We start from the raw sequence: 12,626 nt of genomic DNA, 5'->3' as shown, positions 1-12,626 counted from the left end.
CTTCTGGGGAGAGTGGTGGTCATGACGAAGAGTCAGATCGGTCTGCGGGAACGGAAGAAGGCCGCGACCCGGGAGGCGCTGAGCTGGGCCGCACTGCGCCTGGCGGTGGAACGGGGCCTGGAGAACGTCCGGGTCGAGGACATCGCGGCCGCGGCCGGGGTGTCGCCGCGCACCTACAACAACTACTTCTCCAGCAAGGCCGAGGCCATCGTCTCCCGGCACTGCGACCGCATCCGGCTCGTCGGCGAGGCGCTGAGCGAGCGGCCCGCGGCCGAACCGCTCTGGGAGGCGCTCACCCGGGCCACCCTCGCGCCCTTCGACGGCGCGGCGGAGCAGCCGGACCCGCGGTGGACCGCCGCGGTGCGGCTACTGCTGCGCGAACCGGCCCTCCAGGCCGAGCTGGCCCGTGCCGGCGCGGACGCCGAGGCCGGGCTCACCGCGGCGGTGGCCGCCCGGACCGGGGTCGACCCCGGCGGCCTCCACCCCAGACTGGTCGCCGCCGGCGTCCTGGCCGCACTCAAGGCGGCCAGCGACGTATGGCTGCGCGCCGACCCGCCGGTACCGCTGCAAACGCTCCTGGCGGAGGCACTGCGGCAGCTGGCGGCCGGCCTCCCCGAACCGTCGTCTTCGTGAACTCACCGTCGCACAGGGGGATTTACCATGACCCACGATGTCATCATCGCCGGCGCCGGCCCGAACGGGCTGATGCTGGCCTGCGAACTGGCGCTGGCCGGAGTCCGGCCGGTGGTGCTGGACCGGCTGGCCGAACGTTCGTCGGAGCAGAAGGCGAACGGGCTGGTCGGCCAGGTGATCCGGCTGCTGGACCACCGCGGCCTGTACGAGCGGCTCGGCGGCCCGGGCGCCCCGGCCCCGGTGCCCCGCTTCGTGTTCGGCGCGTTCCCGCTGGACCTCCGGGAGCTCGACGGCAACCCGCTGTACGCCCTGCCGGTGCCGCAGCACCGGATCGAGCAGGCCCTGGCGGAGCGGGCCCGCGAACTCGGCGTGACCGTGCACCACGGCCGCGAGGTCACCGGCCTGAGCCAGGACGCGGCGGGGGTGACCGTCGAGGTCCTCGGACCGGACGGGCCGGAGCGGCTGCGCGCCCGCTACCTGGTCGGCGCCGACGGCGGCCGCAGCACCGTCCGCAAGCTGGCCGGGATCGGCTTCCCCGGGGTCACCTCGCCCGACCCCGTCGCGCGCATCGCCCACGTGCGCCCGCCCGAGGGACTGCGGGTGCTCGACACCGGCGAGGTGCTGCTGCCCGGCTGCCCGACGCCGTTCCGCCCGTTCACCCACACCCGCACCGCGCACGGCGTGTTCGTGCTCGCCCCGATGGGCCCGGAACTCGCCATGATGGCCACCATGGAGTGGGCCGGCCCGCCCGTCGACGAGACCGTGCCGGCCACGCTGGACGAACTGCGCGCCAGCGTCCGCCGGGTGACCGGCGCCGACCTGCCGCTCGCCCCGGCCGACACGCCCGGCGCGCACACCCCGCGCCGCCAGGTCGGGCACAACACCCGGCTCGCCGAGCGCTACCGCGAGGGCCGGGTGCTGCTGGTCGGCGACGCCGCGCACGTGCACGCCGCCACCGGCGGTCCGGGCCTCAACCTCGGACTCCAGGACGCCGCGAACCTCGGCTGGAAGCTGGCCGCCGACCTCCAGGGCTGGGCCCCGCCCGGCCTGCTGGACAGCTACCACCGCGAGCGGTACCCCATCGGCGAACGGGTCTTCATGCACTCGCAGGCCCAGATGGCCCTGATGTCCCCGGGCCCGGCCGTCACCGCCCTGCGCGCCCTGTTCGGCGAGCTGCTCGCGTACCAGGACAACCTCGGGCGGATCGCCGCGCTCATGGCGGGCAGCGACGTCCGGTACGACACCGACTGCCCGCACCCGCTCGCCGGCGGCTTCGCGCCGGACCTCCCGCTGACCACCGCCACCGGCCCCACCCGGCTCGCCGAACTGGCCCGCGGCGGCCGGGCCCTGCTGCTCGACCTCGCGGACGGCCCGCCACGGCTCGCCGACCTCGCGGCCGGTTGGAAGGGCCGGGTGGACGTGCTCACGGCCGACTGCCCGCAACCACCCGCCGGCGCGCTGCTGGTACGCCCGGACGGCTACGTCGCCTGGGCCGCCGCTCCCGGGGAGGAGGATCCGGACGGGCTGCTGCGCGCGCTGCACGCCTGGTTCGGCGAACCGGACTCCGCCCACTGCTGAGCACCCGCACCCGGACGCCCCTCCGGCCCCGGTCGGGGCGGCCGGGGCCGGAGGGAGAGAATGGACCGCATGTCCCGACGTCACCCCGCGCCCCGCGCCGCCGCCTCCGCGCCCCGGCTGCTGCCCTCCTCCCCCTGCCCCTGCGGCCTGCCCGCCGCCTACGGCGACTGCTGCGGGCGGCTGCACCGCGGCCAGACGGCGGCCACCACCGCCGAGTCCCTGATGCGCTCGCGGTACAGCGCCTTCGCCGCCCAGGACGAGGCCTACCTGCTGCGCACCTGGCACCCGGACACCCGGCCCGCCGAGGTGGACTTCGACCCGGCGCTGCGCTGGACCGGCCTGGAGGTGGTGGCCACCACCGAGGGCGGCGCCTTCCACGCGGAGGGCACGGTCGCCTTCCGGGCGCACTGGACCGAGGGCCGCGAGCAGGGCGTGCTCACCGAGCACAGCCGGTTCGTCCGGCACGAGGGCGCCTGGGTGTACCTCGACGCCCTCTCGCTCGGCTGATCCTCGGAGCCCTCGACGGGCGAACTCCTACAGGTAGTCGTCCAGCCGGCCGAGGGCGAAGCCCTGCGCGGTGACGTCGTTGACGACCTTGCGGAGCAGGTCCGGCATCGAGGCCTTCCAGAGGTCGGTGCCCCGGAAGTGGGTGAGGATGATGTCGCCCGAGTGGAGCTTGCGGTCGTCGTAGCGCCACTCCATGTGGTCCGGGAAGGCCTCCTCGTTCCACAGCGGCACCGCCTGGACCCCGCAGGACGCCGCCGCGCGCAGCGTGTCGTCGTTGTACTCGCCGTACGGGGGCCGGAACAGCCGGGGGCGGACGCCGATCTGCTTCTCCAGCTGGTCCTGCTGACGGCAGATCTCGTCGCGTTGGGCCTCGTAGCCGAGGACCTTCAGGTTGCGGTGGTTGATGGTGTGGTTGTTGATCTCCACCCCCTGGGCGTGCAGGTCGCGGAAGTAGCCGTAGTTCTCGCGGGCCAGGTAGTCGGAAACGTAGGTGCTGAGCGGGATGCCGAGTTCGTCGGCCATCCGGGAGAACTCCGGGTCCTTCTCGGAGCCGTCGTCGACGGTGAGGAAGACCACCTTCTCGTCGGTCGGCACCCGGTAGACCACCGGCGGCCGCCCCTCCTTGAGCTTCACGCCCTGCGACTGGGCCAGCACCGGCCTGGTCGCCGGGCGTGGCGGCGCCTTCAGCGGCGGGGCCTCCAGGCCCCAGCGGTGCGCGGTCTCCAGGGCCGCCCGGGTTTCCGAATCCCGGCGCGCGACCGCCTCGGTGCCGACCTCCTCCTCCTTGCGGGCCAGGCCCGGCAGCACCGGCAGCGCCTCGGGCGGGCGGCCGACCCCGTGTTCGACGACGGGCACGGCACCCGGCGCGGGCGGGACGACGGCCGGCCGCGCGGGGTCGGCCGGCCCCGCGCAGCCGGCGGCGACGGCGGAGAGGCAGACGGTGGCCAGCAAACCGGTCCGCACACCCGCCCGAGCACCGGCGCCGCGTCCCTGAATCCCTCTCAAACCCGCATTAATGCGATGATTTGATGATCTGTTCATAGACGCACTGCTCCCCCGCAGCGCACCCCCGCCAACCCCCTCATCACCCGTGCGGGGCAACGACGCGCCGGGCTCCTTGCCCTTCCTTTGCCGAACCGGCCGGGCACCCGAGCCGACCGGGCGGCCGTGCGAAACCCGATTGCGGACCGGGCCCGCGACCACCGATCATGCGCCCATGACCGACACCGCGCCCCGCACCGCCCGCCTCTGGTCCGTCGCCACGGCGGACGTCACCGCACCCGAGGCCCTGGCCCTGCTGCGCGAGTACTACTACGACGTGGCCAACCGCTACTACCGCCTGCACCTCGGCCGCGAAGGCACCCCCGAGGAACTGGAGTCGGGGCTGGCCGGCTCCCCCAGCGACGACCTCGCCGCACCGGACGGCCTCTTCCTGCTAGGCCACTACGACGGCGCGGCCCAGTCCTGCGCCGGGCTGCGCCGGCGCGACGCCGACACCGTCGAGCTGACCCGGGTGTTCGTCCGCCCCGGCCTGCGCGGCACCGGCGGCGGCGCCCGGCTGCTCGCCGCCGTCGACGAGGCCGCCCGCTCGCTCGGCGCCCGGCGGATCGTCCTCGACACCCGCCTCGACCTGGTCGAGGCCCGCGCGCTCTACACCCGCCACGGCTACCGCGAGATCCCCGCCTACAGCAGCGGCCCGTACGCCCAGATCTGGTACGGCAAGGAGCTGGCCGGCTAGAGCACGCCCTAACTCGCCTGCGCCAGGGCGGCCGTCAGCTCCGCCGTCGAGGGCGGGTTGGCGCCGGGGCGGGAGACGGTCAGCGCGGCGGCCGTCACCGCCTGGGTGAGGCAGCCGGCGAGGTCGGCGCCGGCCGCGCGGGCGTGCAGGAAAGCCGCCGTGAAGGAGTCCCCGGCGCCGACGGTGTCGGCGACCGGCACCGGAACGGCTGCGGCCCGCGCGTGCCCGCCCCCGGCGGTGAGCGCGAACGCGCCGTCGGCGCCCAGGGTCACCGCGACCACGGCCGGGCCGAGGGCGAGCCAGCTGCGCGCGACCGCCTCCGCATCCTCACCGGGGTAGAGCCAGGCCAGGTCCTCATCACTCGCCTTGACCACGTCGCTCAGCGCCACGCAGCGCTCGACCCGCCGCACGGCCCGCGCCCGCTCGCCCATCAGCGCGGGGCGCACGTTCGGGTCGTAACTGATCTGCGCCCGGCCGCGCCACCGCTCGACCAGCGCCAGCACCGCCGCCGCGCCCGGGTCGGTGACCGCCCCGATCGAGCCGAGGTGGATCGCGCCCGGCGCTTCGGCGAGTTCGGTCGGCGGCAACGTCCAGCCGATGTCGAAGGTGTAGCGCGCCCGCCCCTGCCCGTCGAGACGCACCACGGCCGAGGGGGTCCGCGCCACCCCGGCGGCCCGGACCACCACCCCCGCCGACTCCAGGTGCGCCCGGATCAGCCGGCCGTTGGCGTCCTCCCCGAGCTGGGTGAGCAGGGTGGCGGGCCGCCCCAACCGGGCCAGGCCGTAGGCGACGTTCGCGGGGCTGCCGCCGGGGTGGACGGTGTCCGGGGCGCCATCCGTGCGGACGATGTCGGCGACGCACTCGCCGATCACCAGAACGTGCGAATCGGGGCTGGTCACGGCGGCTCCTGGCATCCGGTACGCGGGCGTCGTCTCGGCCGCCAGCCTACGGGGTGCACCCGGGCATGAAGGACGGCCGCCGGACCTGGCCAGGTTCTCCGACGGCCGTGGCCTCGTCCGTCAGGGGGCGAAGCACTTCGAACGTTAGCCAGCGCGCGGCGGCCCCGCCATCGCTGTAGGCCGTCCGGGGGATGGACTCGTGTCGACAACCGTCCGGGCGGCGGCGCCTGGCGGGCGCCCCGGTCCGCTAGGGTCCGTGCCCGGTGCGTCGCGCACGTACCGCCGCCCGGCCCCGCTCCTCACCGGGGCTCCCGAAGCCACGAATCCCGCAGCCAGGCCCCCCGAGGCCACGACTCCCGAAGTGCGGTGATCACCCTGTCCAGGCCCCGTGTCGGCCTCGTCCTCCCACTCGTGCTCAGTGCGGTGCTGCTGTCCGCCGGCACCCCGGCCGCCACCGCCGCGGACGGCCTCGGCGACCCGGTCTTCCCCTCACTCGGCAACAGCGGGTACGACGCGCTCGCCTACGACCTGTCGTTCGACTACCGCGCCGATACCCGTACGGTCGACGCGACCGCGGCGATCACCGCCCGGCCGTCCCGCACCCTGGCACGCCTGGAGCTGGACGCGCTGGGCCTGACCGTGCGCGCCGTCCGGGTCGACGGGCGCCCGGCGGGATTCGCCGCCCACGACGAGAAACTGACCATCACCCCGCCCCGGCCCCTGCACCGCGGCACCACCGCGCGGCTGACCGTCGAGTACACCGCCGACCCTCGCGCCAGGCTCCCGCACACCGGCTGGGTCCCGACCCCGGACGGCTTCGCGGTGGCCGGCCAGCCGGACAGCGCGCACACCGTCTTCCCGTGCAACGACCACCCCAGCGACAAGGCCCGGTTCACCATCGCCGTCACCGCGCCCGACGGCCTGCTGGGCGTCGCCAACGGGGAGTTGACGCAGACCGAACGGCTCGGCGACGGCCGGACCACCCGGCGCTACGCCTCCCGCGAGCCGATGGCCACCGAGCTGGTGCAGGTCTCCGTCGGGAACTACACCGTCCGCGAGCGCACCGGCCCGCACGGCCTGCCGCTGCGCGACGTCGTCCCGACCGCCCGGGCCGCCGACCTCGAACCCGCCCTGGCGCTCACCGCCGACCAGCTGACCTGGGCCGAGCAGCACCTCGGGCCGTTCCCCTTCGAGACCTACGGCCTCCTGCCGGCCGACACCGACGACCCCGCCGCGTTCGGCTTCACCGGCCTGGAGACCCAGACCCTCACCCTCTACAAGCCTGACTTCCTGCGCCAGCCCGAGTCCGCGATCGGCTCGCACCAGATGCACGAGCTGGTGCACTCCTGGTTCGGCGACAGCGTCTCCCCCGCCAGTTGGGCGGACCTGTGGCTCAACGAGGGGCACGCTGACTACTACGCCCTGGTCTACCGCTACGAGCGCGGCTGGCCGGACGCCTGGGGCCACACCACCCTGGTCGACCGGATGCGGGCCCTCTACGGCCTCGGCGACCAGTGGCGGCACGACTCCGGACCGGTCGCCGCTCCCAGCGCTGCCAAGCTCTTCGACAGCCAGCGCTACACCGGCGGCGCGCTGGTGCTGTTCGCACTGCGCGAGCGGGTCGGCGCCGGGACCTTCGACCGGATCGAGCACACCTTCCTGCGCGGGCACCGGTACGGCACCGCCACCACCCGGGACTACCTGCGCACCGCCTCCGAGGTCTCCGGCCAGGACCTCTCCGGCTTCCTCACCGACTGGCTGTACGGGCTGCGCACCCCGCCGATGCCCGGCCACCCCGACTGGACGGTCACCCCGGTGACCTCGGACCCGGCGGCCGCCGCTCGCGGTGTCCCCACCGAGGCGCCGCACGGCTCCGGGACGCTCTGACCCGCCGTCACCCGGTTGGCCCGGTCCGTGGTCCGCCGCCCCCTGCGTCCCACCCGTACGCCCCTGGCGCGCCGCATCGTGCGCCCGGACGCCCCGTGAGCGCCTCTGGCCGGACGGGCCCGACGCGGCCATCGTGGTGCCCACGGCCCGCCCGCCGCCCGGCCGAGTCCCGGCCGGCTCGCGGGCCGTCCAACCTCCCCGCGCCGGCCGGCCGAAAATCCCCGTGCCCGGAAGACAACCCGAAACACCGTCCAGCACGTTCATCAGCTGTGAGTAGGACACCACGATCGCGGCCCAGCAGGCCGCCACGGCTGACAGGGACGGCACGGACACCATGGCGGGGACGGCGGGATGAGGGATGGCACACCGGACTTCGAGGAGTTCGTCTCCGCCTGCGGCCCGAAGATGCTGCGGGTGGCCTGGCTGTTGACCGGCGACCCGCACCAGGCGGAGGATCTGCTGCAGACCGCGCTCGCCAAGATCTGGCCCAAATGGGACCGGATCTCCATCGACCGGCCCGAGGCCTACCTGCGGAAGGTGCTGGTCAACTGCAACGTCTCCTGGTGGCGCCGCCGCTGGACCGGCGAACTGCCGCACGGCGAACTGCCGGAGCCGCCGCCGGCGAGCGCGGACCCGTACGAAGGGGTGGTGCTCGGAGAGGTGGTCGCCCAGGCCGTCCGTGCCCTGCCGCCGCGCCAACGGGCCGTGGTGGTGCTGCGCTTCTTCGAGGACCTCAGCGTCGAGGAGACCGCCGAGGTCCTGGGCTGCAGCACCGGCACGGTCAAGAGCCAGACGCACCGCGCGCTCGCCGCGCTGCGCGGCCGACTGCCGGCCCGGGAACTGCTGCTGGCGGGGGGACCCCGTGATCGGTACTGACCTGCTGGACCCGGACGACCCGAGGCCGGACGGCGGTGAGGGCGAGGAGCTGCGGATCCTGCTCCACCAGGCCGTACCGGAGCTCGCCACGCCCGAGGACCGGATGGAACGGGTACGCGCCCGCGCCATCGGCACCCGGCGCCGACGGCGGGCCGCCGGGCTCGGGGCCGGACTGACCGCCGGGCTGGTCGCCGCGGCGCTGGCCGCCGCGCCCGCGATCGCGCCCACGCCGGAGCGCGGGGTGGGCGCGGGACTGGGGACGGCTGCGGGACCGGGGGTGACCGGACCGGCCGAAACGGTGCCGGGCGGGGTACCGCCCACTCCGACGATCGGCCCCAGCGCGACACCGACCATGGTGCCGACGCCCGGATCGCAGGTCCGCTTCTCGTCGTACCCGAACCTGGCGCTCGACCTGCCGAGCGGCTGGTACAGCCAGAGCACCTTCAACGGCGACCCCCGGAACGGCATCGGCTACCTGGCCACCGGGCCGATCAGCCCCGCGTCCCCCTGCCGGACCGCGGGCATCGCCTGCCCGTCCGACACGCTGCTGCCCGTCGGCGGCGCCCTCCTCACCCTCCGGCTGGTGGACCAACCGGACCTGGTCGGGAAGTTCACCACCTCATTGGCCGTCACCTCCGACGTCACGCTCGACAAGGAATGCCTCACGCTCGGCGGCACCCGCGAGCTCATCGGCCATCGGGCCGTCGCCCGGACCGGCACGCTGGTGCTGATCCAGCTGACGGCCTGCCTGCGGGAGCCGTCGCACGTGACGATCCAGCAGGTGCAGCAGGTGCTGGACTCGATCCGGACCTCCGAGGGGAGCACTCCCTCCTCGACCACGACCCGCTGAGGACCGTCCGGGCCGACCTGGCCGACCTGGGTTCAGTGTCAGTGGCTCCTGCTAGCGTCCCGAGCACGATCAGAGAACGGGGGTCCTCTCATGGGTGGCGAGCGGCGACGGGTAGGTGCCGGGGGCTGCGACCGGTGGACGGCGCGGTGGTACGGCGCGGGCGGCGGGGCGGCCCTGCGCGGTGCGGACACCCGGCCGATCACCGGCGGGCTGATACCCGGGGTCGGGTCGGTCTCCTCGGGTGCCGCCGGGCGGGCGTTCCACCGGTCCTGACGCGGCCGTGACACGGCGGTGCGGGCCCGGTGCCGTGCCGGGCCCGCACCGAGCGGGTCAGTACCGGGCGGGTCAGTACCGCAGGACGGCCGCGATGTGGCCGCGGGCGTCGAGTTCGCCGGTGGGGACGAACTGCACCTTGGCGCCGGTGTCGAGGGCGCGCTCCACGATCTCGTCGACCATGTCCTCGCGGACGTCGGGCTCACCGGCCGCCGCCGGGACGAGGTGGTTGTCGGTCACCCGGACGGGCTGCCAGTAGTCCTCCTCCACCGCGACCAGCGCGGCGCGGCCCTCGGCGACGGTCTGCCAGACCTCGTCGATGCCGGCGGCCAGGCCCTTCACGCCCTGGGCCTGGTCGAGGCGCTCGTGCAACTCGGTGACGGCCTTGCTGCCCTGCTCGGCGACCGTGGACCGGACGGCCTCGGCCACCGCGGCGGCGGCGGCGTGGCCGAGGCCGCCGTGCGAGACCTGGGCGGTGGCCCGCTTGGCAGCGGTGCCGACCTCGTCGAGCAGGGAGATCGCGGCGGCCTCGCCGAGCACGTACAGCGGGCGGTTGTCGGCCTCCAGCACGGCGGCCAGCGCGGTGTCGGCCGAACGCAGGAAGCGGCGGGTCTCCTCGTCGCGGAAGGTGCTCGGTACGTCCCCGATCCGCTCCTGGCGCTCGACGTCCCAGTCCGGCCGGACCTGGTCGAGCGGGAAGGCGGCACCCGTGTGCTCGGCCAGGTGCGCCCCGCTGCCGCTGAACAGGGCGACCCGGTCGGCGGCGACGGTCAGCACCCAGTAGGGCGCACCGGCGGTGTAGGCGGAGACCAGGTTGCGGGTCAGGAAGGTTTCGGACAGCACGACCCGGGAGGGCACCGGGCGCGGCAGGGACCACACCTGGTGCTCACCGGGGGCGGCGTAGATCACCAAACCGTCCTCGGCGTGCACGAGGTCGACCTCGGTGAGCGCGCGGTCCAGCTGCTCGACGACGTCCAGCCGGTCGGCCCGGCTGACCGCCTCGTCGGCGTGCAGCCGGTTCTTCGCCTCGGCGACGAGGTTGCGCAGGCGGACCGGGTCCTGGGTGTTGTCGGGCTCGCTGCGGTGGGTGGGCAGCAGAACGGAGACGGCCGGGTAGCGCCGGGGGCGGCGCAGCTCGGCGAGGACGGCTGGCGTGAGCTCGGCTGCGTGCATCGGGTGCCCTTCGTGTCGCGGTGGGGGGTCCTGGTCGATGAGACCGACGTCGATGAGACCGAAAGTGTGGTGATTCAACCGATTTGCCGGAATCATTCCCGACCCCTCCCCATCCCACCGCCCTCCCACGCCTTCCGCCACCGGAAAAGGCCCGGGGCCCGACAGCCCGTCCGGGGCCCGCGGCGCCACCGTTCGGCCGACCGGCCGTCACCGGGCTGCGGCTGTGCCGCGGCCCCGGCCGCACGGCCACGGACGAGGGAATCCGCCGCCGTCCTCGTAACCCGCCCGGCGGATCGTCGTTGGACCCGCCATGAAGAAGCGCAGCATGCTCGCCGTCGCCTCGCTCGCCGTGGGTTTCGTGGCCTCGCTCACCGCACCGAGTGCGCACGCCAGTGCCGTCGGGGGGCAGGACGGACTGTCCGGATCGCTGACCAGCGCGCCGGACGCGTTGCCGGGGCAGGTCGGGGACGCGGGCGGTGTGGTCGGGGAGGCGACCGGGTACGTGACGGGCTCGGCCGACGGACTGGTCGGGGTCACCCCCGCCTAGCTCGCAGCAGCGCGACAACGTGTCGGTACGACGGTGCTGCGGTGCGGTGTCAGGACAGCGGGGCGCCGAGGTCCTGGGTCCAGTAGGCGCCGGCGGGGCCGGTGGCCAGACCGACGCCGACGTCCTTGAAGCCGCAGTCCAGCATGTTGGTCTGGTGGATGCCGCCGTCCATCCAGTGGGCGACCACCGTGGCGGGGGACGTCGGACCCCGGTCGAGGTTCTCGCCCCACTGGGACCAGCGGTAGCCGACGGCCGTCAGCCGGGCGTCGGTGCGGACGCCGTCCGGGTTGACGTGGTCGAAGAAGCCACGGGCGACCATGTCGTCGGCGTGCTTCTGGGCGGCCGCGTGCAGCCGGGGGTCGATCCGCAGGGGGGCGCAGCCCACCTTGCCGCGTTCGGCGTTGACGAGGTCGACGAGTTGGCGCTCCGGGCTGGGCGGCGGCGGGGCCACCGACCGGGTGGCGGTGGGTGACGGCGTGGCCGTCGGTGTCTCGCTGGGGGTCGGCGTGGGCGTGGCCGACAGGGTGACCGGGGCGGCGGCCGGGGTCGCGGGGGGCACCGGGGCTGCGGGAGCGGCGGCCGGGGTGGTGGGTTCGGGGGTCGCCTCCCTCGGGGTGTCGGCGGGGTGCGACCAGACCAGGGCGAGGGTGGTGACGGTCACCACCGCCACCGCACCGCTTGCCAGGACGGCCTTGCGCGCGGCGGTCCCGGCCCAGCCCGCGTGGGTGCTCGCGGCGGTCGGGGCGGTGGTGGCGACGGTGGCTGCGGTGTGCTGGAAGTGCAGCAGCGCGGGCGAGCCGAGCGGGATCGGCACCAGGGCGAGGCCGGCCAGCAGTCCTTCGGCGGGGAAGAGGTCGCGGCCGAGGCGGTCGCAGGTGGCGCAGCCGCGGATGTGGCGGGCGATGCGCTTGCGCCACACGGAGTTGGGGGTGCCGTCGAAACCGGTGGTGACGTCGGCGAGTTCGGGGCAGCGGGGGTAGGCGCCGAGGGCGCGGACGACGATCCGGCCGGCTTCGAGCTGCTTCTTCATCCGCTGCACGCGGACGGCGGTGTGCTGCGGGGTCAGGTCGAGGGCTTCGGCCAGTTCGGTGCGGGTGAGTTCGCCGCTGGCCTCCAGCCACCAGAGGGCGAGGAGTTCGCGATCGTCGGGGTCGAGCCAGCGGGTGGCCTCGGCGACTTCCCGGCGCTGGCCGGAGAGGCCGAGGCGCAGGACGGTGAGGTCGGTGAAGTCGGCCCTGGGGTCGGCGAGTTCCCAGGTCTCGTCGAGGCCCCCGACGGTGGGCTGCTGCTGGCCGGCGGCGTGGCGACGACGGATCTGGTTCATCGTGATGGCGACCAGCCAGGAGCGGAAGGACTCCGGCTCGCGCAGCCCGTCCAGGCCGTCCAGGGCGCGGATCATGGTCTCCTGGGCGACGTCGTCGACGTCGGCGTGACCGTCCAGGGCGCGCCCGGCGACGTTGTAGACGAGCGGCAGCCAGGCGGCGACCAGCGCCTCCTGGGCCTGCCGGTCGCCCGCCTGGGCCGCGCGTACCAGGGTGGTCCCGGTCCTGTTCTGCACGTCAGCGTTCATGGTCCGCACTCCGTCTTGCCGTGTTCCGTTCGCCGCTGCCTCCTCGGAGACCTGTGGTGAGTGATCAGATAACAACAATTTGCGCGGAATCGGAA

The 12,626-nt window shown here is 74.7% G+C and carries 12 protein-coding genes; 8 read left to right on the top strand and 4 right to left on the bottom strand.

Annotated features, from left to right (window positions below; translation table 11 throughout):
* Positions 1-21: 21 nt before the first annotated feature.
* The 3 genes from ACIP37_RS24605 to ACIP37_RS24595 all read left to right on the top strand — a co-directional run bounded on the left by ACIP37_RS24605 (position 22) and on the right by ACIP37_RS24595 (position 2,718).
* Positions 22-633 (top strand): TetR family transcriptional regulator, encoded by a 612-nt coding sequence (locus ACIP37_RS24605; protein WP_363585607.1) that lies wholly within the window; start codon positions 22-24, stop codon positions 631-633.
* A gap of 27 nt (positions 634-660) precedes the next feature.
* A complete protein-coding gene (locus ACIP37_RS24600; protein ID WP_363585608.1) occupies positions 661-2,211 on the top strand; it encodes an FAD-dependent monooxygenase in 1,551 nt (516 codons plus the stop codon).
* A 69-nt stretch (positions 2,212-2,280) separates the two neighbouring features.
* Positions 2,281-2,718, top strand: a complete 438-nt coding sequence (locus ACIP37_RS24595; protein ID WP_363585609.1) for a YchJ family metal-binding protein — start codon at positions 2,281-2,283, stop codon at positions 2,716-2,718.
* Between the two features lie 27 nt (positions 2,719-2,745).
* Here the strand turns inward: ACIP37_RS24595 and ACIP37_RS24590 are convergent, their stop codons facing one another.
* On the bottom strand, positions 2,746-3,669 hold the full coding sequence (locus tag ACIP37_RS24590; protein ID WP_363585610.1) for a polysaccharide deacetylase family protein: 924 nt from the start codon (positions 3,667-3,669) through the stop codon (positions 2,746-2,748).
* A gap of 265 nt (positions 3,670-3,934) precedes the next feature.
* On the opposite strand from ACIP37_RS24590, the gene ACIP37_RS24585 reads away from it, so the two are divergent.
* Complete coding sequence (locus ACIP37_RS24585; RefSeq protein ID WP_363585611.1) at positions 3,935-4,456, top strand: GNAT family N-acetyltransferase; 522 nt, start codon at positions 3,935-3,937, stop codon at positions 4,454-4,456.
* A gap of 8 nt (positions 4,457-4,464) precedes the next feature.
* Here the strand turns inward: ACIP37_RS24585 and ACIP37_RS24580 are convergent, their stop codons facing one another.
* Positions 4,465-5,355: a carbohydrate kinase gene (locus tag ACIP37_RS24580; RefSeq protein WP_363585612.1), complete on the bottom strand. Its 891-nt coding sequence runs from the start codon at positions 5,353-5,355 to the stop codon at positions 4,465-4,467.
* A 411-nt stretch (positions 5,356-5,766) separates the two neighbouring features.
* On the opposite strand from ACIP37_RS24580, the gene ACIP37_RS24575 reads away from it, so the two are divergent.
* From ACIP37_RS24575 to ACIP37_RS24565, 3 genes are all read left to right on the top strand, one after another.
* Positions 5,767-7,242 carry a M1 family metallopeptidase gene (locus ACIP37_RS24575; protein WP_400810154.1) on the top strand — a complete coding sequence of 492 codons (1,476 nt, stop codon included), beginning with the start codon at positions 5,767-5,769 and terminating at the stop codon, positions 7,240-7,242.
* 351 nt (positions 7,243-7,593) lie between these two features.
* Positions 7,594-8,118 (top strand): SigE family RNA polymerase sigma factor, encoded by a 525-nt coding sequence (locus tag ACIP37_RS24570; protein ID WP_363585614.1) that lies wholly within the window; start codon positions 7,594-7,596, stop codon positions 8,116-8,118.
* Complete coding sequence (locus ACIP37_RS24565; protein WP_400810151.1) at positions 8,105-8,968, top strand: hypothetical protein; 864 nt, start codon at positions 8,105-8,107, stop codon at positions 8,966-8,968. Before ACIP37_RS24570 ends, ACIP37_RS24565 begins: the two co-directional genes overlap by 14 nt.
* A 345-nt stretch (positions 8,969-9,313) precedes the next feature.
* On the opposite strand, the gene ACIP37_RS24560 is transcribed toward ACIP37_RS24565, so the two are convergent.
* Positions 9,314-10,414 carry a chemotaxis protein gene (locus ACIP37_RS24560; protein ID WP_400329230.1) on the bottom strand — a complete coding sequence of 367 codons (1,101 nt, stop codon included), beginning with the start codon at positions 10,412-10,414 and terminating at the stop codon, positions 9,314-9,316.
* Positions 10,415-10,724: 310 nt separating this feature from the next.
* Here ACIP37_RS24560 and ACIP37_RS24555 point away from each other — a divergent pair, with 310 nt between their 5' ends.
* Positions 10,725-10,961, top strand: coding sequence for a hypothetical protein (locus ACIP37_RS24555; protein ID WP_363585617.1), 237 nt, complete (start codon positions 10,725-10,727; stop codon positions 10,959-10,961).
* Positions 10,962-11,010: 49 nt separating this feature from the next.
* On the opposite strand, the gene ACIP37_RS24550 is transcribed toward ACIP37_RS24555, so the two are convergent.
* Positions 11,011-12,531, bottom strand: a complete 1,521-nt coding sequence (locus tag ACIP37_RS24550) for a sigma-70 family RNA polymerase sigma factor (protein WP_363585618.1) — start codon at positions 12,529-12,531, stop codon at positions 11,011-11,013.
* Between the last annotated feature and the right edge of the window lie 95 nt (positions 12,532-12,626).

The sequence above is a fragment of the Kitasatospora sp. NPDC088861 genome (genome assembly GCF_044750105.1).
In the GTDB taxonomy this organism is placed as follows: domain Bacteria; phylum Actinomycetota; class Actinomycetes; order Streptomycetales; family Streptomycetaceae; genus Kitasatospora.
The sequence above is the reverse complement of the archived record's forward strand: the minus strand, read 5'-3'. Positions and strand labels throughout refer to the sequence as shown.

What these genes read in the sequence shown, in the direction of transcription:
- ACIP37_RS24550 (WP_363585618.1), bottom strand. Translation starts at nt 12,531, where the DNA reads ATGAACGCTGACGTGCAGAACAGGACCGGGACCACCCTGGTACGCGCG.
- ACIP37_RS24570 (WP_363585614.1), top strand. Translation starts at nt 7,594, where the DNA reads ATGAGGGATGGCACACCGGACTTCGAGGAGTTCGTCTCCGCCTGCGGC.
- ACIP37_RS24585 (WP_363585611.1), top strand. Translation starts at nt 3,935, where the DNA reads ATGACCGACACCGCGCCCCGCACCGCCCGCCTCTGGTCCGTCGCCACG.
- ACIP37_RS24595 (WP_363585609.1), top strand. Translation starts at nt 2,281, where the DNA reads ATGTCCCGACGTCACCCCGCGCCCCGCGCCGCCGCCTCCGCGCCCCGG.
- ACIP37_RS24600 (WP_363585608.1), top strand. Translation starts at nt 661, where the DNA reads ATGACCCACGATGTCATCATCGCCGGCGCCGGCCCGAACGGGCTGATG.
- ACIP37_RS24605 (WP_363585607.1), top strand. Translation starts at nt 22, where the DNA reads ATGACGAAGAGTCAGATCGGTCTGCGGGAACGGAAGAAGGCCGCGACC.
- ACIP37_RS24555 (WP_363585617.1), top strand. Translation starts at nt 10,725, where the DNA reads ATGAAGAAGCGCAGCATGCTCGCCGTCGCCTCGCTCGCCGTGGGTTTC.
- ACIP37_RS24560 (WP_400329230.1), bottom strand. Translation starts at nt 10,414, where the DNA reads ATGCACGCAGCCGAGCTCACGCCAGCCGTCCTCGCCGAGCTGCGCCGC.